The organism is Hymenobacter sp. 102 (assembly GCF_049949205.1).
Taxonomy (GTDB): domain Bacteria; phylum Bacteroidota; class Bacteroidia; order Cytophagales; family Hymenobacteraceae; genus Hymenobacter.
This window is the reverse complement of the sequence record NZ_CP188172.1, coordinates 4011124-4037338: the sequence shown is the minus strand read 5'-3', so window position 1 is coordinate 4037338 and position 26215 is coordinate 4011124. Positions and strand designations below refer to the sequence as shown.

Below are 26215 nucleotides of genomic sequence, written 5' to 3'. Positions count from 1 at the left end.
CTTCCGCCCTTCTCTGCTCCCGATGCGCCTGCCCGATTCCGGTTTTGATACCGTTGCTGCTTTTTACGATGCCCTGGCCCGGCTGGTGTACGGTCCGGCACTGCGGCAGGCCCAGCAGGCGGCGCTGGATGCGGGCTTGCCGGCCGGTACCGGCCGGGTGCTGGTGATTGGGGGCGGCACTGGCTGGGTGCTGGGCGAGGTACTGCGGCGCAGCCCGCCAGCCCGCATTGTATATCTGGAAGCTTCGCCCCGTATGCTGGCCCGCAGCCAGGCGTGGCTGCATCAATATTTGCCTCAGCACTTGGCGCAGGTAGAGTTTCGTCTGGGTACCGAGGCAGCCCTGCGCCCGCATGAGCAGTTCGACGTGGTGCTGACGTTCTTTTTCCTGGATCTGTTTGAGCCGGGGCGCCTGCGCGCCATCGTAGCACGCCTGCGGTCGGGACTAGCTCCCGCCGGCGTGTGGCTGCTGGCCGATTTTGCCGCGCCCCACCGCTGGTGGCACCACATACTGCTGTGGCTGATGTATCGTTTCTTCGGCCTGAGCACCGGTATCAGCGCCCGGCAGCGGCCACCCATTGAGGCTGCCCTGCGTTGGGCCGGATTAACAGCCGCGCCGGCGGGCCGTTCTTTTGGAGGGATGGTGGAAGCCAGTGTGTGGCGCTGAGGTATCGATGGATAAGCTTTTACTGACAACGAACAACCGACAATTAGCAACGGAAAGCCGTAGGTTCGCGTCTGTATCCATCCTTTACCTGTTTCCTGGAGTATGATGCGGAAAACTGCCGCCCTGCTATTTCTGAGCCTGCCTCTGGCCCTGAGCCGCCCGGCACTTGCCCAGGCCCCTGTTCAATACACTGTGGCCTTCCCGAATGCCGCTCACCACGAAGCCCGCGTGACGGTGACGTTCCGGGAGCTGCCGGCCGGGCCGCTGCAGGTGCGCATGGCCCGCTCCTCGCCGGGCCGCTACGCGTTGCATGAGTTTGCCAAGAACGTGTACGACGTGCAGGCCACGGACTCCAAAGGCAAGGCTCTGTCGGTGGTGAGGCCCGACCCGTACGGCTGGATGGTGGCCGGCCACGACGGCGCGGTAGTGCTGACTTACACCCTGTTCGGTGACCGGACCGATGGTACCTATGCCGGTATCGACAGCCGCCACGCTCACTTGAACATGCCGGCCACGCTGGCCTATGCTCAGGGCCTGGAACAGCGCCCTGCCACCGTGCAGTTTCAATTGCCGGAGGGCTGGACGGTGGCCACCCAGCTGAAGCCCGAAGCCGGTGGCAGCTGGACAGCCCCGAACCTGCAGTACCTCATGGACTCCCCTACCTCGCTGGGGCCGCAGCAAACCCGCACCTGGCAGGAACAGGGCCGCACCATTGAAATGCAGGTGCTGCACGATGGTACGCCCGCCGAGCTGGATGCCTACGTGGCCAACACTCAGAAGATTGTAAAGGAAGCCGCCGCCATCTTCGGTGGGCTGCCCGAGTACGACTTCGGCCGCTATACCTTCATTGCCAATTACCTGCCCCAGACCAGCGGCGACGGGATGGAGCACCGCAACTCCACCAGCCTTACCAATAGTCGCCCCATCCGCGGCAACGAGGCCATGGCCAACCTGGGCACCGTGGCCCACGAGTTTTTTCATAGCTGGAACGTGGAACGCCTGCGCCCCCAGGATCTGGAGCCGTTTGACTTTCAGCGGGCCAACATGAGCAGCAACCTGTGGTTTGCCGAGGGATTCACGCAGTACTACGGCATGCTGCTGATGCGCCGCGCCGGCCTGCAAACCGACGACCAGTTCAGCCAGCAGGCCCTGAGTGGGATAGTAGGGGCCATGCTCTTATCACCGGGGGCCAGCCGGTACTCGCCGGTGGAAATGAGCCAGCAGGCCCCCTTCGTGGATGCTGCCGCGGCCATCGACCCTAACAACCGCTCCAATACCTACTTAAGCTACTACTACATTGGGGCCGCCAATGCCCTGGCGCTGGACCTGGAGCTGCGCAGCCGCTTTAAAACCGACCTCGACACCTACATGCGGGCCCTGTGGAAAGAGCACGGGGAGCAGCAGAACTATGCCCCCGCCAAGCCCTACACCCTGCGCGACCTGCAGCGGGTGCTGGGCACCGTAAGCAAGGATACCGCTTTTGCAGGGCAGTTTTTCCGCCAGCACATCATGGGCCATGAACTGCCGAAGTACGATGCGCTGCTGGCCCCGGCGGGCATGTTGGTCCGCCCGGCCCGCGCCGGTCAGGCTACCCTGGGTGCCCGCCTGCAATTCAACCCCGACAGCACCGCCACGCTGGGCACTACCCTGCTGGGCAGCCCCCTCTACCAGGCCGGCCTCGACCGGGAAGATGTGGTACTGAAGATTGATGGCCGCAAACCCACTAATGCCAAGGAAGTACAGACCCTGCTGGCGGCCCACAAGCCCGGCGACGTGCTGCCGGTAGAAGTTCGCTCCCGCGGCCTGGTGCGTACCGCCTCCGTAACGCTGCAGGAGGACAATACCTTGGAAGTAGTTACCTACGAGCAGGCCAAACGCCCCGTCAGCAAAGCCCAGAAGAAATTCCGTGCCGAGTGGCTGAACGGGAAAGCCAAAGGCTAAGCATTTCGCCGAAACAGCACCAGCTCAAACCGACAGCAGCCCCCAGCATTTCACCGTGTTGGGGGCTGCTGTCGGTTTGCTATTCGGGGTAGTCTACTTCTCGTCCTTCTTTTCGCCCAGCACCTTTACCTGCCCGCCCCACCACTTCCGGCCTGCTGCTACCTGGTAACCGGCATCCACAATCACCCGGCGCAGGTGCGCATCAACAGCAATGTGGCTGCCCGCCAGCACAATGCACTCCTCCAATACCGCGCCGGCTTCTACAGTTACATCGGGACCCAGCACGCTGCGGCGCACGGTACCGGCTACGTGGCAGCCGGGTGCAATCAGGCTATCGGCCACCTGGGCCCCAGCCGCCAGCCGGGCCGGGGTCCGGGGCAAGGCCAGGGTATAGAGCGGCCAGTCGGGGTGGTCCAGGGATACGCCTTGGTTGTCGAGCAAATCCATGTGGGCCTGCCAGTACGCCTGCGGGATGCCCACGTCGCGCCAGTAGCCCTGGAATGGATAGGCATAGGCTTTTCCGGCTTTCACCAGCGCCGGCAGCAGGTAGTCGCCGAAATCCTTGAGGTTGGTATGCTCCTCGGCCAGTTGGGTGAGGGTGCGGTCCAGCGTTGGCATATCGTACAGAAACACCTCGGTGGTGATGCTGTCTGACAACGGCCTGGCGGGCTTATAGGCAAAGCGCCGCACCCGCCCGCCCTGGGTCAGGGCCACATTGCCAAAGCGGGTGGCCTCATCCTGGGGCGGCACGGCCGTGGTTACCATTGTTACCTGGGCGCGGCGGCGCAGATGCGCGGCTATTACCGGGCCGAAATCCAGCGTGTACAGGTGGTCGGCGGATAGCACCAGCAGCAAATCGGGGGCAAACTGCCGGATGAGGGGCAGCTGCTGGTACAGGGCGGCGGCGTTGCCGCCGGCAAATCCTCCCCCCTCGGGGCCCGTAACTGGGGGCAGCACGCGCAGGCCGCCGTAGGTGCGGTCCAAGTCCCAGGGCCGGCCCCCGCCCAGGTGGTCGTTGAGGGTGTGCAGCTCGTAGGATTCCAGCACCCACACATCCGTCAACCCTGAGTTGACGCAGTTGGACAGGGCGAAATCGATGAGGCGGTAGGTACCCGCAATGGGCAGCACCGGCTTGGCCCGGCGCTGGGTGAGCAGGCCCATCCGGGAGCCTTTGCCGCCGGCCAGCACCAATACCAGCACTTTCTGACCGTGCAGGCGGGTGCCGCGGGCCTGGTTGAGAACGGGAGTTTGCATGAGCAGCTACGTCAGGTACAGGCCTGTGCTTACGTAGCTGCCCCCGCAACCGGCGAAACCATCGGCGTCCGCCGGCACTTATTCGCCCTGCATCAGCCGCAGCGCCACCGACCCTACAAAGCACACAACGCCCAAAATCAGGATGCGCAGCCCATGCGCCCGGTCCCGGGGACTGAAGGCCGGCACCTTGCGGCCGTCGGGTAGTGGCTTGGAGTGCGTGCGCAGATGCCAGCCGATAAAGATGGCCACCAGTCCACCCAGCAGCGCCACCGCGTAGCCAAACAGCACCCAGGCTTTCTGGGATGGTTCGGGTTGGGCCAACTCGTGCAGGCGCTGCTGCCGGAGCCGCTCCAGCAGCAGGGGGCTTACTTCCTGCCCGCGCTGACGCAGAATACGCCGGGCCAGGGCCACATCAAAGCTGCTCCACTCATCGGCCTTGAGCAGCACATCCAGCAATTCCGCGTCAGTGAAGCTAAACAGATAATGGTCAGGCGCGGCGGTGGCCGTCAGCTCCTCATCGGCGGCCATTTCCAGGGCCCGCACAGCCTCTACGTCGGCCGGCCGCACCTTCACCACGAAGTAAGAGCTGGTTGGATTAAACGCAAACGATGGGTCGATGCGCGGCTGGTCCAGTATCGTTTCGTACAGAATACCATGCTGGCGCAGCAGCTGCAGCAGTGGCTGGGCTACCTCCACATTCGGGAAACGCTGATACGACTGAAATTCACTCATCATAAAAGAATAAGGCCGCCCAAGTTTGCGTTTTTTGGCTGAATATGCACTTCCACAGTAAAATAACAGGCCCCCGATGCTACATACCGGGGGCCTGTTGCGAGGTGAGGCGAAGGTATTTGCCTGTTAGCGCCGCCGACCAAAAATGCGCAGCAGAAACAGGAACAGATTAACGAAATCAAGGTAGAGCGTAAGAGCCCCCAGCACGGCCGCTTTCCGGTCTGTTTCCTCATCGTTAATGCCCACGAAGGCCAGCGCCTTCATTTTCTGCGTGTCATAGGCAGTGAGGGCCACGAACAGAACCACCCCTACACAGGAGGTGATGGTGTACAGCAACGAGTTCAGCCAGAACAGGTTCACCACGGAAGCAATGATGAGGCCGACAACGCCCATCATCAGAATATTGCCCCAGTGCGAAAGGTTGGTACGGGTAAAGTAGCCGTACACGCTCATCACCCCAAACGTGCCCGCCGATACAAAGAATGTGGACGCAATGGAATCGGCGGTGAACACCAGGAAGATAATACTGAGCGTAATGCCATTCAGCACAGAATATGCCAGGAACGCCCCGGTTACGGTACCGGATTCCATATCAAACGCCCGGGCGGAAATATAGCCGACCACAAACATTTCCAGCAGCAGCAGCGCAAAGAATACCAAGCGGTTGCCCACTACCAGCTCCACCAGTTCGGGCGTCCCGCTAACAAGCAGTGCCACCCCGCCCGTCAGGGCCAGGGCCGCCGCCATCCAGCCGTACACCTGCCGCATAAAGGCACTCTGAATCCGGGAAGCCTCTTCGGCACTAAGCTGCACGACTGGCTGAGTGCCGGCCTCTTCGGGTAAAAGATTTTCCATGAAATACTGGACAGGGATAAAATGAAAATGAGAGAATGAGACCGTCCAAAGTACGAAGGATACCGGTGTCTGCAATAGTGAGGGGGCACCTGCGCGGGCTTCAGGCAACTTATCAGCGCGGGTGGGGTTCTTGTATCCGCACGCGCACTGGTACGCGCTGCTCTACGTTCGTACCTTAGCTGACCATCCTTTACACTACCTGGTAGTATCTTCCGTATGCTTTCACGCCTTTCTTTTCTGGGTGCGGCTTTCCTCTTGCTGGCAACGGTTTCGGCCCAGGCTCAAACCACCGAGCCAGCGGCCCCGAAGCGCCTGGGGCTACGGCCCCAGTACAGCCTGCAGGCCGGGGCCCTGTTTGCCGGGCGCTACGGCTCGGCCACGTACCTGAGCCCGCTGGTTTCGGTGCCGGTTACGCAGCGGTTTTCGGTGTTTGGGGGCGTTACGTACCTGCGGGCCACGCCGGGCCTGGCGTATGCGCCGTTCGGGGAAGCCGGCCGGCCCCTGCCGATGGCTACCAATCAGTACCTGATTCAGGGGGGCGGCCAGTATGCCCTTTCGCCCCGCGTCACGCTTACCGGCTCCGCCTGGAAAGACCTCTCCCCTACCGCCGGCCCGCTGGTGAGCCCTTACGCCGGTTTCGGGGGCAGCATGGGCACGGGCGTCAACCTGCGCGCCGACTACCACATCACCGAGAACTTCTCGGTATCGGGTGGGGTACGGGTCAGCAACGGGGCCATGGCCTACCCAGGCGGCTACTCGCCTTTGTTCGGGCCGGGCAGTTCCGTTGGGTACTAGGTTTTACTGCCGATCAACTGCCACGGGCAATCTGAACGTACTTCGGGTTGCCCGCTTGTTTTTGGCGTTTCTTTGGGTTGATTTTCCGCCGCTTCCCCCGCTCCTATGGCCTCTGCTCCCCGTTTCGTCCACAATCCACAACTGCCCATCATCAAGCCCAACTACCCCGGCAACAAGATGATGGGGCGCGAATACTGCAACGGGGAGGAGCTGTACGAGCCCAGCTTCGGCACCGTGCTGAAGTGGCAGCTTAGCAAGAACCCGCAGAAGGAGGAGAAAAAGGCTGACACCTGGGTACCCGAGGTGGTAGACTGCACGGCCTTTCTGCAAGGTCAAGAGGATGGGCTGGTCTGGCTGGGACACGCCTCCTTTGTGCTGCGGGTGAGTGGCACAACGCTGCTGTTTGATCCGGTGCTGTTTTCCTCCCTCGGGCTGCGCCGCCGTCATGCCCTTCCTTGCCGGCCTGAAGACCTTACCAACATTGATTTCCTGTTGCTCAGCCACGGCCACCGCGACCATCTGGACGCGCAGTCGGTGAAGCTCCTGGCCCGGCAGAACCGGTCAATGCAGGTTCTTACGTCGCTAGGCATGACGCCATTGCTTACGGGTATGGCGCCAGATATTTCGGTGCAGGAAGCCGGCTGGTGGCAGCAGTTCACTATCGATTGGGAAGCTATGGGATGGGAAGAAACCAAGCAGCCACCTTTTGAGCTGTTCTACCTGCCGGCCTCGCACTGGCACCGCCGCGGCCTGCTGGATTTGAACACGGTGCTGTGGGGCTCGTTTCTGCTGCGCCTGCCCGATGGCCGCACCATCTACTTCGCTGGCGACACCTCCATGGCGGGTCACTTTGAGGAGATTGAGCGGCAATTCGGCCCCCTGGATATTGTACTGATGCCCATTGGAGCCTACAAGCCGCCCTATATGATGCAGATGAGCCACGTAAATCCGCACGAAGCGGCCAAGGCCGTGAACCTGCTGCGGGCCGGCCACGTGGTACCTATGCACTATGGCACCTTCGACCTCAGCGACGAGCCCGCCTCCGAGCCCATCCGGGAACTGCAACTGGTAGCTGGCCAGGGCATGCTGCGCGGGGAACTGCACGTACCGGCCGTGGGCGAGGTGCTGCGCTGGCAGGACTGGGAGTAGGCCAGGAGGCGGGCAGGAACGCGCCGCGTTTTGGGCGCTATTTTCAAGCGGGTACGCGCCCTTCGTTGCACTAAAATACCGGGTCCTTCCTGCTTCGACGTTGTTCAGCAGGAAGGACCCGGTATTTTAGTGCAACGAAGGGCAAACAAAGCAGGATGCTACTTCGACTCCGCTCAACGGCGCGTCTGGCTAAAGACTCTGAGGATGCTCAGGCAGTTTCAGATACTGTTACTGCCGCACTATCGGCTTGCAAATGATACCCTCTGCGGTTTGTATCCGAATGGTGTAAGGGCCGCTAGGAAGCTGGTGCAAGTCTAAAAGGTAGTCCTGCTGCCCCGGCCCACGCTGAAGCGTGTACGACTGCACCGCTTGGCCCAGAGTATTCAGCACTTCAACTTCCGTTACGCCGCTGCCCTTCAGTTCCGGCATGCTCACCCGGCATATTCCCTTCACCGGATTGGGATACACAACGGTTTGCGCTGCCAGCGCAGCTTGTCTTCTGGTGCCCAGCACAATGCGCTGGTAATTACTGTGGGTAGACATGCTGACGTTTACTAACGAAGTGCTGTGTGTATTGTAAATGTTGTACACCTGTCGTACACGCCGCACCACGTTATTATCAGCATCATATCGGAGCAGTACCCGGTCATCTACCTGAGTTTCCCAGCTCCCGTTTTTCCACAACTCGTATAAATATCTCGTGATATTCCCGTAGGCGTCGTAGCTATTGGTGACTCTCTGGTTATTTACCCAGGTTCCCTGCTGGTATTGCTGAACTGTATAGGTGTACCCCGGTGCATTGGCCGAATAGCTATACATCACCCGCTGCGACGGAACCCAGCCTCCGGTAGTCCAGGTTTGCATTTCGCTCTGCGTCGGCCGAGATTCGGCATCACGGATAATCAATGTGCGGGCATTATTCACGTATGTCCCGTTATTCAATAGCTGCTCCTGAATTTCGGCGGGCTGCTGCGCCAGGGCGGATGAATACGTATAAGTAGTTTTGCTGTAAGGCTTGAAAGTAGCAGTAGCTACATCAAAGGAGCTCAAAAACAATTCATTATACTGTCGGAAGGCAGTGTAGGTAATGTAGCTTTGTGTGCTGGTATTTTCCGTTACCCAGCCCGAGTTACTCCAGCGTTGGTTTAAGCGAAGCGTATCGGCCCCGTAACGGTTTTGGGCTAAAACGGTGCGGCTTATATTTTGCCAGGCACCGGTTTTCCAGCTCTGAAATACTCTCTCGGTGATGATGTTCTGGCTGGGGCTACGCGAATACTGATTCCGGTACGTATTTTCCCAGCTACTACCGTTCCATTTCTCCTCGGTTTCCGCCAGCGCCTGATTGGCCGCATCATACGTGTGGGTTCTGCGCCCAATTGGCTGCAGCGTGGCCGAGTCGGCCGTTGTTTCCACGGTGGGGTAGCCAACGGCGTTGTAGCTGGTAGTTACCAGCTCCGGGTTTTTCTCCCAATGGCTGGCGGTAGCACTCCACCGGTAGTTGACGGTGCGGCCGGGCACCGCCCTGGCATCTGCCCCCGTGGGCGCTTTGCGTAAGGCCACGCCTTCAACTGGCGGAAAAGCAGGGACTGGCAAATTGCCTGCGGGTGCTCCCGGATACGTTTGCGCCTGGCTGGCTGCTGCGCCCAAGCCCACTGCCGCAACGAGTAACAAGTGTTTCATGATGTTTCTATAAACTTTATAAACAGGGAAATAACTATCTCGGCCGTGCTCGGCACCGGGCACGCAGATTGATGCCATCACTGAGTAGGGCGCTCAAATATAGCCGGGTTTTGCAAGCCCGGCTTTATCACACGGAAGCAGTTTAAGGAAGGCCGTCGGCTGACATTGGACGGTAGCAGGGCCGGTAAAAAAGCGGTTTGACCGTATCTAAGTGACATTAAACTCCTTTAATACCATTTTAACTATAATTAAATCCTACTCCCGCAACCTGAGCCATACCTTTGTGGTTGAAAAGTGATATACGCCTTATATGTGCGTATGCAGTGCGGTGGTGCCGGTTGGCTTTTTAAATAGTCACGCCGCGCTGCGGCAGTACCAACTCCTGCCCAGGCTACTTGGCCGGCAGTAGTTCTTACCCGGTTGCCCTAGTTACTTGTTTGCCCCTTATGGCCTCTAAAAACCTCAACTTACCGCCTCCTACTCCGTGGCAGCGCCTCACCCGTATGCTCGATACGGAGCGACGCTCCATCCGCTACATCTTTTACTACGCCATCGTTACAGGCCTCATCAGCCTGACACTGCCGCTGGGCACCCAGGCCGTATTTAACCTGGTATCCACGGGGGCCATTTTCAGCTCTACCTACATCCTGATTGGGGTGGTAGTACTAGGCGTGTTAATGGGCGGAATGCTGCTGGTGGGCCAGCTGACACTGGTGGAGGCCATTGAGCAGCGGCTGTTTGCCAAAGCAGCCATCGAGTATGCCTACCGCCTGCCGCGCATCGAGCCCAAAGCCCTGGAGGGCGAGAATCCACCGGAGCTGGTGAACCGGTTTTTCGATATTCTGACGGTACAAAAAGGGCTGACCAAGCTGCTGATTGACCTGATGTTTGCCGGCTTTCAGATTCTGTTTGCCGTCATCGTCCTGTCATTCTACCACCCCATCTTTATTGGGTTCGGACTGATTACCCTGCTCATGCTGGCCCTGATTTATGTGCTGAATTACCGCCGGGCCCTGCGTACCAGCCTGGAGGAATCATCTTATAAATACAAAACGGTGGCCTGGCTGGAAAAAGTGGCTGGCGACCTGCCGCACTTCCGCCACAATAGCGAAGCCCAGCAGCACGCGCTGGAACACACTGATGAACTAACGGCCGACTACCTGAAGGCCCGCAATGGCCACTTTGGGGTACTGAGGTCATACTACAGCTGGGCCATTGGCCTGCGCACCGTGCTCACGGCCGGTTTGCTGGTTGCCGGCACGCTGTTCGTGGTATCCCGGCAGATGACGCTGGGCCAGTTTGTGGCCGCCGAAGTATTGATTGTGCAAATCAGCGCCTCCATTGAAAAGCTGATGACCGGGGTAAGCACTGTTTTTGATATGCTGACCGGGGTGGAAAAGCTGGCCGTGGTAACGGACCTGCCCATTGATGAGCACACAACCGACGAAACTCATGCTTAACCTGTCGAACCAGGATATTGATAACACCGTGTGGGACGAGGAGCTGAAACGCTCCCACGCCGCCTTACTGAACCCCAAGGGCAGCCGCCGGCTGGGCCGGATTCTGCTGGCCATCGGGCTGGTATTTCTGATTATCCTGTTTCTGCCCTGGCGTCAGACCATTGAGGGCAGCGGCACGCTCACCACCCTGCGCCCCCAGGACCGCCCCCAAACCGTGCAGAACCAGATTGCCGGCCGTATTGAGCGCTGGAGTGTGCGCGAGGGCCAGTTGGTAAAGCGGGGGGATACCATCCTCATCATTTCAGAAATCAAGGACGAGTATTTCGACCCCAACCTGCCGGTGCGCCTCAACGAGCAACTGGTAGCCAAACGGGGCAACGTGGCCGCCAACACGGCCAAAATTCAGGCCACCGACCAGCAGCTGGCGGCCCTGCGCCTCACGCTGGAAGTGCAGCTATCCTCGGCCCGCAATAAAGTGGAGCAGGCGGCCAACTACCTCAACATCGACCAGGCCGAGCTGGCAGCAGCTACCAATTTCTACCAGATAGCCCAGTCCCGCCTGGCTCGCTACGAGGAAGGGTATAAGAATGGCCTGTTTTCGCTAACGGACATTGAAACCCGCCGCCTCAAGCTGCAGGAAGACCTGGCTAAGGTAACGGCCGCCCGCAACAAGGTAGCCAGCAGCCGCCAGGCCCTGGCCAACGCCAAGATTGAGCTGAGCAACCTGCGCGCCAAGTACGAGCAGGACGTGGCCAAAACCCTGTCCGACCGTAGCTCAGCCGTATCGAGCCGCGCCTCCTCGGAGGGAGAAGTGGCTTCCCTGCGCAACAAGATTGCCAACGTGGTGGTACGCCGGGGTTTGTACGTGGTGCGGGCCCCGCAGAGCGGCTACGTAGTGCGCACGCTCAAGGCCGGTATTGGCGAGACCATCAAGGAAGGCGAATCCATTGCCACGTTGCAGCCCGATGCGCCCGTGCTGGCCGTGGAGCTGTATGTGCGGGCCATGGATGTCCCCCTGATTCAGCGGGGCCGGCAGGTGCGGCTGCAATTTGATGGCTGGCCAGCCGTGCAGTTTTCGGGCTGGCCCTCGGTGGCGGTGGGCACCTTCGCGGGTACCGTCTCGGTGATTGACGTGGTGAGCAGCACCAACGGTAAATACCGCCTGCTGGTACGCCCGGACCGCCACCCCGAGCAGCCCGGCGAGGAAGACCACCAGTGGCCGGCGCAACTGCGCCTCGGCTCGGGCGTGTACGGTTGGGTTATTCTGGACTCGGTGCCCGTGTGGTATGAAATCTGGCGGCAGCTCAATGGCTTCCCCCCCAGCCTGCAGGCCGCCCCCAACGAAGCACCCATTAAAGAGACTGCCTCGAAGGACAAGAAATAGTGCTTATGCCGCTCCTGCCTATACTCCGGCGCCTCGCCGCCGTGGTGCTCCCCTCTGCTTCCCCAACTCGGGCTATCTGGCTACTTGCTGGTAGCCTGGCTATCAGCACCGCTTCATTTGCTCAGGACCCCAGACTGCCCACGCAGAAACCTGGTCTGGAGCCTGCGCCTCTGCAAACCCGCCAGTTGGCCCAGGACCGACCGCCGGTGGATACGGCCCGGATTTTTTCGCTGCAGGATCTGGCGGACCTTGTGTTTGCCAACCACCCTGTGGTGAAGCAGGCAACGCTGCTCAGCGAAGATGCCCGTGCCCAGGTGCAGCAGGCCCGGGGCGGTTTCGACCCCAAACTGGGTTCCGGCTTTGACCGGAAGGTTTTCGGGGGCACCGATTATTATAACAACTGGGCCAATGAACTGAAGGTCCCCATCTGGCCCGGGGGGATTGATTTGAAGGTGGGCTACGACCGGATGGTGGGTACCTACGTGAACCCGGAGTACCGCACGCCCCAGGATGGCTTGGCCGTGGCGGGCCTGTCGGTGCCGCTGGGGCAGGGCCTGCTGATTGATGAGCGCCGCAGCACCCTGCGGCAGGCGCGCATACTGGTAGATGCGGCCGAAGCTGAGCGGGTGAAGCAGATCAACGAAGTGTGGCTGCGCGCCGTGCAGGACTACTGGAACTGGTACTACTCTTACCAGCAGATGCTGCTGATTCAGGAAGGCATTGAGCTGGCCGAGACCCGGTTTCGGGGCACCAGCCGCCGGGCCCAGCTCGGCGACCAGGCCCCCATCGACTCGGTGGAGGCCCAGATTACGGTGCAGGACCGGCAGGTGCAGTTTGAGCAGTTGCGCGTGGAGCTGCAGAACGCCCGCCTGCTGCTCTCCAACCACCTCTGGAACCGGGAGGGCCAGCCCGCCGAGCTGCCCGCCTACGCCGTGCCGCAAACCCCACCCCTCACTCCGCTCGACTCGGCCGGCTTTGAGCAGCTGGTAGACTTCGCCACCAACCGCCACCCCACCCTGCTCAAGCTCGATGCGAAAATCCGGCAGCTGGGCGTGGAGGAGCGCTACCGGCGCGAGCTGCTCAAGCCCACCATCAACGTGAGCGGCTACCTGCTCAGCCGCGGCGACTTTTACCGCCCCGAGGTACCCGCCTACTACGACTTCGGCCGGGACAACTACAAGGTGGGCGTTGACTTCGCGTTTCCGCTGTTTCTGCGTAAGGAGCGGGGCAAGCTCTGGCAGACCCGCGTGAAAGTGCAGGATGCCAACCTGGAGCAGCAGAACAGCCGCCGCAACATCGTGAACCAGGTAAACGCCAAGTTCGCCAGCCTCAAAGCCTATGAGCGGCAGCTGGCCCTACAGGCCCAGACCATTGCCAACCAGCGCATTCTGCTGGCGGCCGAGTCGCAGAAGTTTGAGCTGGGCGAAAGCACCATTTTCCTCGTCAACGCCCGCGAAACCAAGCTCATCGACCTGCGCCTGAAGCAGGAGAGCATGCGCGCCAGCTACGAGAAAGCCCTGGCCGAGCTGTATTACTACGCCGGCACCCGCACTCTGCGGGGAGAATAACGGACTATTGTCCGGCCGCTACGGTGGGCTGGCGCAGTTTGGCTTGTTCCAGCTGCGCCAGCTTACTTTGATTGCCCACCACCTCTGTAAACCCATACGTGAGTCCGGCAACGCCCGCCCCGGCGGGAGCCACATCGCCCTGCAGATAATATTCTTTACCCGGTTCCAGCGTGATGGCCAAAGGTGGGGGCGTTCCGAAAGTAAATAGCGGAATCCGGGCCGTAAATGCGGTAGCTCCGGCCGGCAGTATTACTTGGCAGCGACTGTTGCGGCCTAGTTTGCAAAGCAGCGTGCCGTTGGCGTACACCCGATACCGCGGCACTAGGAAACCGTATGCTTTGCTCTGGTAGAAATGAACTGTAGCCGCCTCCGCTGCGGCCGCGGATACTGCTTGCGCTGCTGCCTGCTGTTGGCTTACGCTAGCGGCCAATAGTACCGGCAAGACGAATAACGCTTTCATAGAGAATAATGGTTAGGTGATTGTGAGTATGAAGAAGTAACGGTGCCCTGAGTTACCATATTGCTGCATAGCATTTTTATAATACGAAATAGAGACTAGGCATAAGTGTACTTGTGCACTGCCGGAAGCAGCGGCGGTTTGCGTGCTAGCTGTTAGCTTTGATGTCTGTTTGGTGCTGTAGCCAAGCCAGCTGGGCCATTGTTGTCTTTGGCTGGATAGCCAGCAGCCAGCAGCCAGCAGCTAATAGCTTCCCGTATGTCCCCCACCCTTATTCTGAGCCTGATTGCGGGCTATTTTGTCGTCCTCATCATCATTGCCTACCTCACCTCCAGGAAGGCCACAAGTGAGTCGTTCTTCATTGCCAACCGCAACGCGCCCTGGTATATGGTGGCCTTTGCCATGATTGGCACCTCCCTGTCGGGCGTCACATTCATCTCTATTCCCGGCATGGTGGCCTCCCAAAGCTGGAGCTACATGGCCGTGGTGCTGGGCTACATTGTGGGTTACCTAGTCATCGGCACCGTGCTCATGCCCCTGTACTACCGCCTGCGGCTGGTGAGCATCTACACCTACCTGGAGCAGCGCTTTGGGTTCTGGAGCTACAAAACCGGGGCGCTGTTTTTCCTGATTTCCCGGGCCGTGGGCGCGGCGTTCCGGCTGTTCCTGGTGGCGGGCGTGCTGCAGTTTGCCGTGTTCGATGCGCTGGGCGTGCCGTTTGCCGTGACGGTAACGGTCAGCATCTTCCTGATTTACCTCTACACCTTCCGGGGCGGCCTCAAAACCATCCTCTGGACCGATACTTTCCAGACCATGGCTATGCTGGTGTGCGTGGCCGTGAGCATCTACCTGATGGCCGATGAGCTGAACCTGGGCTTTGCCGGGCTGGTAAAAACGGTGAAGGAAAGCACCATGTCGCAGATCTACTTCTCCGACCCTAAAGACGACAAGTTCTTCTGGAAGCAGTTTGCCTCGGGCGCCTTCATCACCATTGTGATGACCGGCCTCGACCAGGACATGATGCAGAAAAACCTGAGCTGCCGCAGCCTCCCCGACGCCCAGAAAAACATGTTCTGGTTTACGCTGGCCATTGTGGTGGTGAACGTGTTCTTCCTCTCGTTGGGGGTGCTGCTGTATCAGTTTGCCGCCGCCAAGGGCATTCAGCTGCCACTGAACCCGGCCACCGGCAAGGTTATCGGCGACAATGTGTTTCCGCTGCTGGCTACCAACCACTTCAGCCTGTTTGCCGGCATCGTGTTCATCCTGGGCATCATTGCCGTCACCTACGCCTCCGCCGACTCGGCCCTGACGGCCCTGACCACCTCCTTCTGCGTGGATATGCTCGACATCAAGCAGTACGATGAGGCCAAGCAGAAGCAGCTGCGCCAGGCCACGCACTTCGGCTTTAGCATCGTGCTCATCATCATTATCCTGATTTTCCGGGCCATCAACGACCAGAGCGTGATTACCTCCGTGTTTAAGGCAGCGGGCTACACCTACGGGCCGCTGCTGGGCCTGTTCTCGTTCGGCATCTTCACCAGCCGCGGCCTCACCGATAAGCTGGTACTACCCGTGTGCGTGGTGGCCCCGCTGCTCACGTGGTTTATCAACAGCAACTCCAAAGCCTGGTGGGGGTATGAGTTCGGTTTCGAGATTCTGATGCTCAACGGCCTCATCACCTTCCTGGGTTTGCTGGCAATTTCGCGCCCCCGCAACCTGGAATTGAACCCGGTAGCCTAGGCGTTGTTTAGGGAGGCGTACCTTTGTACTAGTAGTGAGTAATTGGTATTGAGTAGTGAGTGCCGGACAGCCTGCAAGGCAAGCGCAGTTGTTGGGCCTACTAACTACCCAATACTCACTACTTGATACTCCTAACCCGCCAGCCCTATGAAACATGCTTTCTTCATCTTCGCGCTCGTAGCTTTGTCGGCTGGCGCGGCGCAGGCCCAGCAAACCCCAATGCCAGCCCCCAAGCAGCCCATTGAGCTGCAGCCGGGCCGAATGAAGGCCCAGGCCAAACCCGCCGCCAACCGCCCCGATGCGCCGCCCCAGTTTCCGGGCGGGGCGCAGGGCCTGAACACGTTTTTTCAGCAGAACCTAAAGTATCCGGAAGCGGCCAGCGTCAAGCAAATCAGCGGTAACGTGGTGATGACCTTTACGGTGGAAGCCGATGGCCACCTCACCAACCCTTCGGTAGTGCAGCCCCTGAGCCCCGAGTGCGACACGGAAGCGCTGCGGGTGCTGGGCCAGATGCCGGCCTGGAAGCCGGCCACTCGCAAGGGCCAGCCCATTGCCACCCAGGTGCGCCTGCCCATCCCCTTCGGCAACTCCGAGGGCCTGAAGGTGGAACAGGGTAAGAATAAATTTGAATAGTGAATTGAGACCCGAGACGGTTAGAAGTGAGAAGTGAGATAAGGTTCCGGCGTCAAGAAAAGGGCACCGGGACGTTGTCTCATTTCTTACTTCTAAACGCTCACTTCTAAAAGAAATGGCAGCCAGAAGCGGAATGAATACCAGTGGCCAGGCGGGGGCCGACGCCCCCAAGGTCAAGCTTACCAAAGAGAGTTTTCAGCAAGGCCTGCGGATTTTCCGTTTCACGCTGCCCTACCGCGCCAAATTCATCGTGGGCACGGTGCTGCTCACGCTGTCCAGTGCCAGCACCATGGCCTTTCCGTGGCTGATTGGCAAGCTGGCCGATGCCGCCAGCGGCAACCCGGTGGTGCTGCCCAACGGCATGACCGTTTCCATCAACCAGATTGCGCTGGGCTTTGGCGTACTGATTTTGTTGCAGGGCTTGTTTTCATTCGGGCGCATCTGGTTTTTCACGCAGGTAAGCGAGTTTACCGTCCGCGACATCCGGCAGGCACTCTACCGTAAGTTCGTGACGCTGCCCATTCCGTACTTCGAGAAAAACCGGGTGGGCGCCATCACCTCACGCATTACCTCCGACGTTGGTATCATCCAGGATTCCTTTTCGCTGACGCTGGCCGAGCTGTTCCGGCAGGTGACGACCCTGTTGGCGGGCATCGTGTTTATCATGGTGGTATCGGTGAAGCTGTCGTTGTTTATGCTCCTGACGTTTCCGCCGATTGTAGTGCTGGCGATGGTGTTCGGCAAGAAAATCCGGGGGCTGGCCAAAACCACCCAGGACGAGCTGGCCAAGACCAATGTCATCGTGGAGGAAACTCTGCAGGGCATCAACACGGTGAAGGCTTTCACCAACGAGCAGTTTGAAACCCAGCGCTACACCGCCTCGCTCACCAACACCGTGCGGGCCGCCCTGAAAAGCAACCTCTACCGCGGCGGTTTCGTGTCGTTCGTCATTATCGGTCTGTTTGGTGGCATTGTACTGGTGCTGTGGCGCGCCGCCACGCTGGTGCAGGCCGGCCAGATGACCATCGGCGACCTGACGCAGTTCGCCTTGTACACCATGTTCATTGGGGCTTCGGTGGCGGGTCTGGGCGAGCTGTATGGCAAGGTGCAAAGCACGCTGGGCGCATCCGAGCGGATTCTGGAAATCCTGGACGAGCCCACCGAGCCCACCCACCAGCCGGGCGCGCAGCCGGTGCAGCTGCAGGGCAACATCGCCTACGAGCACGTGCAGTTCCAGTACCCTACCCGCCCCGACCTAACGGTGCTGCAGGACATTACGTTCTCCATCCGGGCGGGTGAGAAGATTGCGCTGGTAGGCCCGTCGGGCGCCGGCAAAAGTACCATCGTGCAGCTGCTGATGCAGTTCTACGAGCTCAGCGGCGGCCAGATTACCATCGACGGTCGCCCCATCGGGCAGTACGACCTCACGGAGCTGCGCCGCCACATCGGCATCGTGCCCCAGGAAACCATCCTGTTTGGGGGCTCGATTCGGGAGAACATTGCCTATGGCAAGACCGACGCTACCGACGAAGAAATCATCCAAGCAGCCCGCAAAGCCAATGCCTGGCAGTTCATCAGTTCCTTCCCCGAGGGGCTGGATACGCTGGTGGGCGAGCGGGGCATCAAGCTCTCGGGTGGGCAGCGCCAGCGCATTGCCATTGCCCGCGCCATCCTGAAAAACCCCGCCATCCTGCTCCTCGACGAAGCCACCTCCGCCCTCGACTCGGAAAGCGAGAAGCTGGTGCAACAGGCCATGGACGAGCTGATGCAGAATCGCACCAGCATCATCATTGCCCACCGCCTGAGCACCATCCGCAAGGTGGACAAGATTCTGGTCATCGACGGCGGCCGCATCGTGGAGCAAGGCTCCCACGACGAGTTAGCCCACAACGACAACGGCCTCTACGCCAACCTGCTGAAGCTGCAGTTCGAGTTGACGTAGGAAGTAGGAAAAGCCCGAAAAGAAAGCGGGCAGCGCTGGAGCACTGCCCGCTTTCTTTTATAATAGATTATCGATTATATACGCTGCTATGCCCACTATTGCATTCCCCGCCACCCCGCCCACCTTCCAGGAGTACCAGCTGATTCACCAGACGCAGGAGCGGCAGCGGATTTTGGGTAATACAACTCCGGCACCAGTTGCTAAAAGTGTACTTCGTCAAACGGCCGAATGGGTAGGCTGTGTGGTGCTGGTGGTGCTGTATTTCAAACTCCTTATTTCGAATTTCAACTGGTCCGAATGGCGAGACTGGCTTTTATCCGGCAAACCGCTCATTGCTACTGCAGTGCTTGGGAGTATAACCCTGTTCATTAACGCAATAGGCGCGTTGAGGAGTCGCCTGAAGTACTACCGCGCTTTTCGGGAGCAAGCATCTTCTCAGCCGTTAAGTATCGATATTGAGTCTATTGGCATAACGGTGCAGTGGCCCCATCAAAATTGGCAATTTCTACCCTGGTACGACCTCACGCGGGTGCAGCAGGTAGGCGACTGGCTCCTGCTCTATCCCGGCCCCGATTTCGCCTACTACCTGGATTTGCGCCGGGTACCGGAGCCGTACACGGCCGTGGATGTACTGGCCCTCATCGGGTGGCGTGATATGAGCGTGCCGGGCGCTACCTTCGCCTCCTGATGAAATCAACCCCGATACTCCTCACCGGCGTGCAACTCACGGCCGATGAGTTTGTAGCCGTAAACTTCCGGCTCTGGCGGGCCCGCCCGCGCACCCGCCTCAACCACTGGATTTTGGGCGCGGCCGTGGTGCTGCTGGCCGTGAGCGTGGGGCTAGATGTGTACGCGAATAGCCGGCTCACGCAGCCTGCCACGCTGGTACCGCTGGCCGTGGGCGTGCTGTACGCCTGCCTGCGCTTTGGGCTGGTGCGCTACCAGTTGCGGCGTGGCTACGCCCGTAACCAAGCCCTGCAGCAGCCCACCGATTTTACGCTCACCAACACCGACATCATCGGCCGCAATACACTGGGGCAGTTTTCCGGCAAATGGACGCTGATTCGGCGGGCCGTGTGGGTGCAGCCGCACTGGCTGCTGCTCTACCCCACCGAGGCCGCCTGCTACTACCTGGACCTGCGCCGCCTGCAAGCCCCTGCCACGGCCGCCGACGTGGCCGCCTTATTGGAGCGCCAGCAGATTCCGCAACAGCACCGGTAGCTGCAGCTGAGCGGGCGGCCACCCGTCAGTAGGCCGACATTCTGCACCCGTTACCCGGGCAGATTTGCCTACTTTCGCCCCGTATTCCCAACGCCATTTTCTCTTCACGAATGACTACTTCGACTTTTCTCACGTCCGGTTCCCGCACGCTGAGCGCTACCTTGTTGGTGAGCGGCCTGCTGCTGAGCGCCGCCGCCGATGCCCAGATCAGCACGCCCCAGGCCAGCCCCAAAAGCACCATCCAGCAGCGCGTGGGCCTCACCGACGTAACCCTCACCTACTCCCGCCCCAGCCTGCGCGGCCGGGTGGCCTTCGGCAACCTAGTACCGTTCAGCAAGCGGTGGCGCACCGGGGCCAATGCCACCACCAGCCTCAAATTCTCCGACGACGTAACCATTGAGGGCAAAAAGGTGCCCGCCGGCGAGTACGGCCTCTACACCATCCCCGGCAAAACCGAGTGGATTGTGGTACTGAACAAGAGCACCAAGATGGGCGCCGACGTGGACGCTTTCAAGGACGACGAGGACGTGGCCCGCTTCACCATCAAAACCTACAAGGTGCCCACTAAAGTGGAAACCTTCACCATGAACTTCACCGACCTCACTCCCGCCACCGCCAACGTGGATATCCAGTGGGAAATGACCGGGGCCAAGTTCAAAATCACCACCGACGTGGAGCCCAAGGTGATGGCGCAGATTGACGAGAAAGTCATCAAGAACGCCAACCCCAGCAACGGCGACATGGCCGCCGCTGCCGTGTACTACCTCGACAATAACAAGGACCTGAAGCAGGCCCTGACCTGGATGCAGAAGGCCAACGCCACGGACCCCAAGTTCTGGAACCTGCTCACGGAAGCCAAAATCCGCATGAAAATGAAGGATTACAAAGGTGCCATTACAGCCGCGGAGCAGTCGAAGAAGCTGGCCCTCGACGCCAAAAACGCCGACTACGTGAAGATGGACGAGGACCTAATCATGGAAGCCAAAAAAGCCGGCAAGCTGTAGGCGAAAGGCTACATCTGCATCCACACTGTCATTGCGAGGCGGAGCCGAAGCAATCCTTCCTGCCAAAAGCTCTTAGCCCTGACCTACGCAAAAGCCCCTGACGCCAGCACGGACGTCAGGGGCTTTCTGCTTCCTCAAGGCTTAGCACCTAGAAAAGGAAGGATTGCTTCGTCGTGCCTCCTCGCAATGACAGCGTAGGGGGCGCTGGCTTTGTGCTTTAGGCCTGTGCCGTCTTACGCCCCAACAAACTACCGCCCACCACCACGGCGCAGCCGATGATATTGAACCAGAGGTAGCCAATGTCGGTGGCGAAGAACAGGGTGAGCACCACGGCCTGGGCTACCACGGCGGCCCAGAACACGGCCCGGCCGCCCACGGCTTTCAGGAAGAAGGCCACCATGAAAATGCCCAGAATGGTACCGTAAAACAACGAGCCCAGGATATTGACGGCCTGAATCAGATTTTCGAGGCGGGCGGCGAAGGTAGCAAACCCAATGCCGAGCACACCCCAGCTTACGGCTGCCGCCCGGGAGGCGCGCACGTAGTGCAGCTCCGGCTGGCCCGGCCGGCGCGGCTTGTACAAATCCACCACCGTGGTAGAGGCCAGGGCATTGAGGCCGGCGGCGGCCGAGCCCAGCGCGGCACTCAGTACCACGGCCACCAGCAGCCCCACCAGCCCCTGGGGCAGGTAGTTGAGCACGAAGGTCAGAAACACGTAGTCGGTGTCCTTGGCCTCGGTGGCGGGGCGGGCCTGCTTGAGCAGCTGCTGGGCCTGCTGACGCAGGCCGAGGTTGGCGGCCTGAGTGGCTTGCAGGTGGGTTTCGGCGGCGGCAATGGCCGTGGGGTCTTCGGTTTGCAGGGCCTGCACGAGGCGGCTGGTGGCGCGGCGGCGCACCTCAAACAGGGTGACGTGCTCCCGCTCCAGTTCCCGCAGCCGGGGGCCGTACTGCTCGGAGTGGGCCACATCCATGTACACCGGCCGGTTGAAGGTAAGCGGGGCCGGGTTGAACTGGTAGAACACGAACAGCAGCACGCCCAGTAGCAGAATGCCAAACTGCATCGGGATTTTGAGCAGACCGTTCATCAGCAGGCCCAGGCGGCTCTCGGTGATGTTGCGGCCGGTGAGGTAGCGCTGCACCTGGCTCTGGTCGGTGCCGAAGTAGGAAAGGGCCAGGAACAAGCCGCCCGTCATGCCCGACCAGAAGTTGTACCGGTCGGTGGGGTCGAAGTGGAAGTCGATGAGGTTGAGCTTGCCTTGGTGGCCGGCCACGCGCAGCGCATCGGTGAAGCCCACTTCCTGGGGCAGGTAGTGCACCAGCAGGTAGCCCGCCACCAGCAGCCCCACGAAAATAACGGCCACCTGCCCCTGCTGCGTCACCATCACGGCCCGGGTACCGCCCGAGACGGTGTAGGCAATCATCACGGTGCCCAGCAGCCACACCGTCAGCTGAATATCCCAGCCCAGAATGGCCGACAGCACCAGCGCCGGGGCGTACAAACTCAGGCCGTTGCTGAGCCCCCGCTGCACCAGAAACAGCAGCGCCGCGAAGGTGCGGGTGCGCCGGTCAAACCGGCCTTCCAGGTACTCGTAGGCCGTAAACACCTTGAGCCGGTGGTAAATGGGCACCACGAATACGGCAATGAGCACCATAGCCACCGGCAGCCCCAGATAGAACTGGATGAAGCGCATGCCGTCATCGTAGGCCTGCCCGGGGGTGCTCAGGAAGGTAATAGCCGAAGCCTGGGTGGCCATAATACTAAGCCCAATGGCCCACCAAGAGGCCTGCCGCCCGCCCAGCAAATAGCCGTCCAGCGACTCACCGGCCCGGCGGGTGCGCCAGGTGCCGTAGCCCACAATGAACAGCAGCGTTCCGCCCAGAATCAGCCAGTCGAGCCCACTCATGCAAACGCCCGGGTCAGGTACACAAACAGCCCGATTTCCAGGGCCAGCGCCCCCAGCACCAGCCAGTACCACGCCCGCCACGAAGGCAACAGCGGCGGTTGTTCGGTTTCAGTTTCGGAAGACGAGCTATGCGGCACAGTGGAGAGGAAATTGACTGGCGAAAGATAACGCCGGAAACGGTAGCACCGACGCAGTGGCGAGCAGTTGTGTTGGTCTTTTACTTCTGCAGCAGGCCTATTCCGATGGGGTAGCTGGGCTCAGCCGCAGCCAGCCGGTGGCCAGTTCCCAGAGACAGGTAAGGACAAGCCCGAGCGCCACACCAGCTACCACGTCGCTGAGCCAGTGGTATTCCAGCACCACCCGCCCCAGGCACACCAGCACCAGCCAGCCCAGCAGCCACGGCCGGGCTTTGTGAAACCGCAGCGCCCAGGGAAGTAGCAAGCCCGCCGTGCCGGCCGCGTGGCCCGAGGGAAACGCATCGAACCGCCCCACCGTCTGCCAGAAATCTGCGTTGGCGGCCAGCTGCCCAAACACCTCAAAGGGCCGGGGCCGGTTGAAGTACATAGCCAGCAAGTTGCGCAGGCCCTGGCTGCTTACCATCGTCAGCAGCGCTACCAACCAAATGGTGCAGTGCGGCCAGTGCCGCAGCCGGGCCACCACGAAAATCACCAGTAACACCAGCCACAGCCACGGTGTCAGCAGGCGGCCGGTTACCTCGTCGTGTACCCGCATCAGTCCTTCAAAAAACGGCCGCAGCGGTGCGCCATGTCGGTGCAGCAGCCCGGCCAGCGGCTCGTCCACGGTTAAAACCAGCAGCAGAATGAGCGGCACTGAGGCCAATGTGATGAGTAATAACCGCAGATATAGTCGCATAGGAGCACTGTAACTTGACACGTGAGTTAGAGCCAGAAACTAGTTCCCCTCCTTGGAAAGGAGGGGTTAGGGGTGGTTGATGAACGCAGGAACGATACTAGAGCTAGTTCTAAAATCCGTTCTAACGCGAGGTCAACCACCCCTAGCCCCTCCTTTCTAAGGAGGGGAACTAGCTTACTAGCTCTACCCCACAGCCTGAAATAGGGAGTCTGGTTTCAAAGCTTCGCGCTACTTGCCCAACGACACCATATTGGTGAGCAAGCGGTAGGCGCCGGGCACGCCGGCGGGCAGCTCCCGGAACAGGCTGAGGCCGGTGTAGATGTAATGGCCTTTGCCGTAATCGGCTACCAGGATGGCGCTTTGCTTGGCGGTTTCGCCGGGGTCTTGGCTGCTCAGCACGGTCTGGTATTTGGGGTCCCACTGGCTGGGGTAGTAGAGGCCCTGCTCCTGCACCCAGCCTTCAAAATCCTTGCTCGTGATTTTGTTGGGGGTGTTAAGCAGGGGCTGGCTGGGGTTGAGGAAGGTGACGGGCGCGTTTTCTACCGTTACCCGGTCCGAGCTTAGGGTGAGCGGGTACGGGCCGATTTGGGGCAGCACCGTGCCGCGGTTCACCACGTACTGCACCACCAGGTTGCCGCCGTTTTCCACGTAGCGCAGCAGCGTGGGCTGCAGGGTTTTGAGGCGGTCCAGGGTGTTATAGGCCCGCACGCCCAGCACCACGGCGTCGAAGCGGCGCAGGTTCTGGTCGGTGAGGTCTTCGGGTTTGAGCAGGGTGACGGTGTAGCCAATCTGGCGCAGGGCGTCGGGCACCTCGTCGCCGGCCCCCATCAGGTAGCCGATCTCCTGGCCTTTGCGCCGCAGGTCCAGCTTCACCAGCGGGGCTACGGCCTCGGGGAACAGGGTTTGGGTGGGAATATGGGAATAGGCAATGGTCTGGTAGCCGCGCGAGTACGCCTGCCCGTCCACGGTAGCCACGGCCCGCAGCTCCGATTTACCTTCCGCCGCGCCCACGCCGGGCTGCACCCGGAATTGCACGGTCTGCTCGGCGTCTTTAGCGGTCAGCTCGAAGGGGATGCTGGCGGGCTCGGCAGTCCAGCCTTTGGGCAGGCTCAGGGCCAGGGTGCCCTTCACGCTCGCTTTGCCGGCGCGCAGCGTCACGGGCACCGTTTTGGGCTGATTATCGGCAAACACGTAGGCCCGCCCGCCGATGTTCACGGCCACCGGCGGCACCACCGTCAGCGGGCGGTACTTCTCCCCTTCCACCGGGTCGGTGCTTTTGTATTGGACGGGAACGGTGAGCATTATTCGATGCCCTGGAATATCAAAGATAAAACGGGCCTTAGCTGCAGGCTCATTCTCAGCTTTTCCACGGCTGAGCAAATCCTCAACAGTATACATGCCAACGGTGCCGTTTTTCTGCAACCAATATGGCTGTGAGCTTTCAATAGAGCCCCTTGAATCTTCCTTAATAAAGAGAGTATCTTGGTGTCTCTTGCTTGGTATAATATTGATACGATGTGGGTTTGAACTGTGCATACCTTGCATCCCACCTTGCGAATAGAGTTTATCAAGAGTTGCTGAAGAAGGATAAGCAACCTCATCAAGCAACTGTACAGTTACATTTGAGCGGTTGACTATTTCATATAGAACAGGATATACCACAGACTTCTTATCCTGAACTAAGCTCTCTTTAGTGGCTGTTGGACTAGCTATAATAGCTTCAATATGTAGTCCCAGGCATCCTTGTATCAGTTGTTCAACTTCTGTCAATTTTTCATTGCGCCAGAAGAAACTTCCATAGAACTGACTATCTGATATAGCTGAAATTCTAAAAGCTACAAGTTCCTCCCGCACCTTCAGCAACCCCGCCACACTCGCTGACGGATTAGCCGGGTCGTACTTCCGAATTACCTCGTCTAGCATCTTCCCGATGGTCGCGCCGCCGGGCACCCGGTTCCAGGTCAGATCCACGCCATCGAACAGGTCGGTTTTGGCGGGCTCGCCTTTCAGCAGCTGGAAATACTCTGGGGCCTCGCCGCGCTGAGCGCTGCTGCCGAAGCCCTGGCTGCGGTGCTGGGAGCGGCTGCGGGCGGCAATTTCGCCGTAGCTCTGGCCCAGCAGCGGGTTGAAGCCACCGGCATCGAGCTTGAAGTACTGGCTCATGTCCTCGCCGGCTTTCACGAAGAAGCTGCCGGTATTCCACAGCAGGCGCTTGGCCTGCCAGGGCTGCACGTATTGGAGCTGCTCGGGGAAGCGCTTGGGGTCGGCGGCAGCCGAGAAGGCCTCAATGGCCAGCATGGCCGAGGCCGTGTGGTGGCCATGGCCGGCGCGGGCGTCGGGCGGGAAGCGGGTTATCATCACATCCGGCCGACGCTGCCGGATGACCCACACCATATCGGCGAGCACCTGCTCCTTATCCCAGATGGTGAAGGTTTCCTCGGGCGTTTTCGAGAAGCCGAAGTCGTTGGCGCGGGTGAAGAACTGCCGGCCCCCATCGATGCGGCGGGCCGCCAGCAGTTCCTGCGTGCGGATAACGCCCAGCCCCTCGCGCAGTTCGGGGCCGATGAGGTTCTGGCCCCCGTCGCCGCGGGTGCAGCTGAGGTAGCCGGTTTCCACCAGGCGGCCGTTGGCCAGGTAGGCAATCAGGCGGGTGTTCTCGTCGTCGGGGTGAGCGGCCACGTACAGGGCCGAGCCCAGCACGTTCAGCTTCTTGAGCCCCAGCAGAATCTCGGAGGACGACCAGGTTTTGGGGGCCTGGGCGGCAGCGGTGAATGGGCGAATGAGTGACTGAGTGAATATCACAGCCAGCAGGGCCGTGCGCAGAACGGAGCGAAGGAGCATGGAACGGACAGTTGAGAAGCCGGGCGGTAAAGATAGAGGCCGAAGCGGGAGGTTGCAGCCGCCAGCATCACCCGTCCTTCGCTTATATGTCATGCCCCTCCGGAATACAGCCCGAATCC

General features: G+C 60.2%; 22 protein-coding genes. 13 read left to right on the top strand and 9 right to left on the bottom strand.

The window, feature by feature from the left end:
* Positions 1 to 22 precede the first annotated feature (22 nt).
* Together ACN19L_RS17415 and ACN19L_RS17410 are read left to right on the top strand one after the other, a co-directional pair.
* Positions 23 to 664, top strand: coding sequence for a class I SAM-dependent methyltransferase (locus ACN19L_RS17415; protein WP_426490737.1), 642 nt, complete (start codon positions 23 to 25; stop codon positions 662 to 664).
* 102 nt (positions 665 to 766) lie between these two features.
* Entirely contained in the window at positions 767 to 2605 is a 1839-nt protein-coding gene (locus ACN19L_RS17410; RefSeq protein ID WP_426490736.1) for a M61 family metallopeptidase, read from the top strand.
* Positions 2606 to 2698: 93 nt separating this feature from the next.
* On the opposite strand, the gene ACN19L_RS17405 is transcribed toward ACN19L_RS17410, so the two are convergent.
* The 3 genes from ACN19L_RS17405 to ACN19L_RS17395 form a co-directional block, all read right to left on the bottom strand.
* A complete protein-coding gene (locus ACN19L_RS17405) occupies positions 2699 to 3859 on the bottom strand; it encodes a glucose-1-phosphate adenylyltransferase family protein (protein WP_426490735.1) in 1161 nt (386 codons plus the stop codon).
* 78 nt (positions 3860 to 3937) lie between these two features.
* Positions 3938 to 4594 (bottom strand): hypothetical protein, encoded by a 657-nt coding sequence (locus ACN19L_RS17400; RefSeq protein WP_426490734.1) that lies wholly within the window; start codon positions 4592 to 4594, stop codon positions 3938 to 3940.
* Positions 4595 to 4717: 123 nt separating this feature from the next.
* Positions 4718 to 5446 carry a Bax inhibitor-1/YccA family protein gene (locus tag ACN19L_RS17395; protein ID WP_426490733.1) on the bottom strand — a complete coding sequence of 243 codons (729 nt, stop codon included), beginning with the start codon at positions 5444 to 5446 and terminating at the stop codon, positions 4718 to 4720.
* Positions 5447 to 5662: 216 nt separating this feature from the next.
* On the opposite strand from ACN19L_RS17395, the gene ACN19L_RS17390 reads away from it, so the two are divergent.
* Positions 5663 to 6241, top strand: a complete 579-nt coding sequence (locus ACN19L_RS17390; RefSeq protein ID WP_426490732.1) for a hypothetical protein — start codon at positions 5663 to 5665, stop codon at positions 6239 to 6241.
* A gap of 105 nt (positions 6242 to 6346) precedes the next feature.
* Positions 6347 to 7390, top strand: a complete 1044-nt coding sequence (locus tag ACN19L_RS17385; RefSeq protein WP_426490731.1) for an MBL fold metallo-hydrolase — start codon at positions 6347 to 6349, stop codon at positions 7388 to 7390.
* A 228-nt stretch (positions 7391 to 7618) separates the two neighbouring features.
* Here the strand turns inward: ACN19L_RS17385 and ACN19L_RS17380 are convergent, their stop codons facing one another.
* Positions 7619 to 9148 (bottom strand): T9SS type A sorting domain-containing protein, encoded by a 1530-nt coding sequence (locus tag ACN19L_RS17380; protein ID WP_426490730.1) that lies wholly within the window; start codon positions 9146 to 9148, stop codon positions 7619 to 7621.
* 368 nt (positions 9149 to 9516) lie between these two features.
* Between ACN19L_RS17380 and ACN19L_RS17375 the strand changes: the two genes are divergently transcribed.
* Genes ACN19L_RS17375 through ACN19L_RS17365 form a run of 3 tightly spaced genes read left to right on the top strand, consistent with a single transcriptional unit; the run spans position 9517 to position 13482 of the window.
* Positions 9517 to 10530 (top strand): ABC transporter transmembrane domain-containing protein, encoded by a 1014-nt coding sequence (locus ACN19L_RS17375; RefSeq protein ID WP_426490729.1) that lies wholly within the window; start codon positions 9517 to 9519, stop codon positions 10528 to 10530.
* On the top strand, positions 10523 to 11914 hold the full coding sequence (locus ACN19L_RS17370; RefSeq protein WP_426490728.1) for an HlyD family secretion protein: 1392 nt from the start codon (positions 10523 to 10525) through the stop codon (positions 11912 to 11914). The genes ACN19L_RS17375 and ACN19L_RS17370 overlap by 8 nt, the downstream gene beginning before the upstream one ends.
* Before the next feature lie 5 nt (positions 11915 to 11919).
* A complete protein-coding gene (locus ACN19L_RS17365) occupies positions 11920 to 13482 on the top strand; it encodes a TolC family protein (protein WP_426490727.1) in 1563 nt (520 codons plus the stop codon).
* Positions 13483 to 13486: 4 nt separating this feature from the next.
* Here ACN19L_RS17365 and ACN19L_RS17360 read toward each other — a convergent pair whose 3' ends face one another.
* A complete protein-coding gene (locus tag ACN19L_RS17360) occupies positions 13487 to 13942 on the bottom strand; it encodes a hypothetical protein (RefSeq protein WP_426490726.1) in 456 nt (151 codons plus the stop codon).
* 255 nt (positions 13943 to 14197) lie between these two features.
* On the opposite strand from ACN19L_RS17360, the gene ACN19L_RS17355 reads away from it, so the two are divergent.
* The 6 genes from ACN19L_RS17355 (at position 14198) to ACN19L_RS17330 (ending at position 20479) form a co-directional block, all read left to right on the top strand.
* Positions 14198 to 15679, top strand: a complete 1482-nt coding sequence (locus ACN19L_RS17355) for a sodium:solute symporter (RefSeq protein ID WP_426490725.1) — start codon at positions 14198 to 14200, stop codon at positions 15677 to 15679.
* Positions 15680 to 15826: 147 nt separating this feature from the next.
* Positions 15827 to 16312, top strand: coding sequence for an energy transducer TonB (locus ACN19L_RS17350; RefSeq protein WP_426490724.1), 486 nt, complete (start codon positions 15827 to 15829; stop codon positions 16310 to 16312).
* 115 nt (positions 16313 to 16427) lie between these two features.
* Positions 16428 to 18254, top strand: coding sequence for an ABC transporter ATP-binding protein (locus ACN19L_RS17345; protein WP_426490723.1), 1827 nt, complete (start codon positions 16428 to 16430; stop codon positions 18252 to 18254).
* An 88-nt stretch (positions 18255 to 18342) separates the two neighbouring features.
* Complete coding sequence (locus ACN19L_RS17340; protein ID WP_426490722.1) at positions 18343 to 18942, top strand: hypothetical protein; 600 nt, start codon at positions 18343 to 18345, stop codon at positions 18940 to 18942.
* Positions 18942 to 19475, top strand: coding sequence for a hypothetical protein (locus ACN19L_RS17335; RefSeq protein WP_426490721.1), 534 nt, complete (start codon positions 18942 to 18944; stop codon positions 19473 to 19475). The genes ACN19L_RS17340 and ACN19L_RS17335 overlap by 1 nt, the downstream gene beginning before the upstream one ends.
* A 110-nt stretch (positions 19476 to 19585) precedes the next feature.
* Positions 19586 to 20479, top strand: coding sequence for a DUF2911 domain-containing protein (locus tag ACN19L_RS17330; RefSeq protein ID WP_426490720.1), 894 nt, complete (start codon positions 19586 to 19588; stop codon positions 20477 to 20479).
* 217 nt (positions 20480 to 20696) lie between these two features.
* Here ACN19L_RS17330 and ACN19L_RS17325 read toward each other — a convergent pair whose 3' ends face one another.
* From ACN19L_RS17325 to ACN19L_RS17310, 4 genes are all read right to left on the bottom strand, one after another.
* Complete coding sequence (locus ACN19L_RS17325; protein ID WP_426490719.1) at positions 20697 to 22382, bottom strand: sodium:solute symporter; 1686 nt, start codon at positions 22380 to 22382, stop codon at positions 20697 to 20699.
* Positions 22379 to 22519, bottom strand: a complete 141-nt coding sequence (locus tag ACN19L_RS17320) for a hypothetical protein (protein WP_226266198.1) — start codon at positions 22517 to 22519, stop codon at positions 22379 to 22381. The genes ACN19L_RS17325 and ACN19L_RS17320 overlap by 4 nt, the downstream gene beginning before the upstream one ends.
* Positions 22520 to 22616: 97 nt before the next feature.
* A complete protein-coding gene (locus tag ACN19L_RS17315; protein ID WP_426490718.1) occupies positions 22617 to 23255 on the bottom strand; it encodes a phosphatase PAP2 family protein in 639 nt (212 codons plus the stop codon).
* 228 nt (positions 23256 to 23483) lie between these two features.
* Complete coding sequence (locus ACN19L_RS17310) at positions 23484 to 26096, bottom strand: PIG-L family deacetylase (protein WP_426490717.1); 2613 nt, start codon at positions 26094 to 26096, stop codon at positions 23484 to 23486.
* Positions 26097 to 26215 lie beyond the last annotated feature (119 nt).